The organism is Streptomyces muensis, assembly GCF_021474425.1.
In the GTDB taxonomy this organism is placed as follows: Bacteria; Actinomycetota; Actinomycetes; order Streptomycetales; family Streptomycetaceae; genus Streptomyces; species Streptomyces muensis.
In genome coordinates this window covers 1-1,363 of sequence record NZ_JAKEIP010000573.1, presented here as the reverse complement: position 1 = coordinate 1,363, position 1,363 = coordinate 1, and the positions used below count along the sequence as shown (strand labels likewise).

The following is a 1,363-nucleotide window of genomic DNA, read 5'->3' as shown; positions in this document are numbered from 1 at the left end:
CCAGCCCACCCTCACCGACCTCGCCCAACTCCTAGAAGGCGTACGAGCCGCGGGCCTCCCCGTCCACACCACCACCCACGGCACCCCGACCCTCCCCCCGGGCCGCCAGCTCACCGTCTACCGCGTCATCCAGGAAGCCCTCACCAACACCCTCAAACACGCCGGCCCCGGCACCACGGCCGCCATAGACCTCTCGTACGAGGAGAAAGGCGCCGTCACGGTCACAGTGACCGACACCGGCACGACAACCCCCACCCGCCCCACTCAACCCCCCGGCGGCCGCGGTCTGCCCGGAATGCGCGAGCGAACCGCCCTCTACGGCGGCACACTTGAGGCCGGCCCACGCCCCCACCCCGAACAGGGCTGGCGCGTCCACCTGCACCTCCCGGAGGAAACCCCGCAGTGACCACCGTCCTCATAGCCGACGACCAGCCCCTCCAGCGCTTCGGCTTCCGGATGCTCCTGGAGAGCCAGGACGACATGACCGTGCTCGGCGAAGCGGCCAACGGCAGCGAGGCCATCCGCATGACAGCGGAGCTGGTCCCCGACGTGGTCCTGATGGACGTCCGCATGCCGGGCCTCGACGGCATCGAGGCCACCCGCCGCATCACCGCCTCCGGCGACCGCACGCGCGTCCTGATCCTCACGACCTTCGACCTCGACGAGTACGCCTACGCCGGCCTCCGCGCCGGAGCCTCCGGCTTCCTCGTCAAGGACGCCCAGCCGGAGGAGCTCCTCTCGGGCATCCGCGCGGTCGCCACGGGCGACGCGGTGGTAGCCCCCAGCCTGACCCGCCGCCTCCTCGACGCATACGCCCACCATCTCCCGGCCCAATCCCCGGCCGGCCGCCCGGACTCGACGCCCCTGAGCCCCCGCCTCGCTGCCCTCACCGACCGCGAACGCGAGATCCTCAAGGTGATCGGCCAGGGATGGACCAACACGGAGATAGCCACACGCCTCCACCTGGCAGAGTCCACGGTGAAGACCCACGTGGGCCGCATCCTCGCGAAGACCGGCTCACGGGACCGAATTCAGGCGGTGATTCTGGCGTACGACACCGGACTGGTGATCCCGTCCTGAAACGCGAAAAGGCCCACACCGTAAGGTGTGGGCCTTTTCTAAAATTTGTTCGGCGGCGTCCTACTCTCCCACAGGGTCCCCCCTGCAGTACCATCGGCGCTGTAAGGCTTAGCTTCCGGGTTCGGAATGTAACCGGGCGTTTCCCTCACGCTATAACCACCGAAACACTATGAAACTGTCGAACACTGCCGCACCGCATGTGACCCATGCGGGGCCGTTCGTGGTTTCAGAACCAACACAGTGGACGCGAGCAACTGAGGACAAGCCCTCGGCCTATTAGTAC

At 67.8% G+C, this 1,363-nt stretch carries 2 protein-coding genes and 1 rRNA gene; 2 read left to right on the top strand and 1 reads right to left on the bottom strand.

Features of this window, described 5'->3' with window-relative positions; genetic code table 11:
- On the top strand, window positions 1-406 hold a 406-nt coding region (locus L0P92_RS44435), incomplete at its 5' end, for a sensor histidine kinase (RefSeq protein WP_234768808.1).
- The gene (locus tag L0P92_RS44430; RefSeq protein ID WP_234768807.1) at window positions 403-1,080 is read left to right on the top strand and encodes a response regulator; all 678 of its coding nucleotides are present in this window, start codon (window positions 403-405) and stop codon (window positions 1,078-1,080) included. The genes L0P92_RS44435 and L0P92_RS44430, both read left to right, overlap by 4 nt.
- A 47-nt stretch (window positions 1,081-1,127) precedes the next feature.
- On the opposite strand, the gene rrf is transcribed toward L0P92_RS44430, so the two are convergent.
- A 5S ribosomal RNA gene (rrf, locus tag L0P92_RS44425) occupies window positions 1,128-1,244 on the bottom strand.
- Window positions 1,245-1,363: the final 119 nt, after the last annotated feature.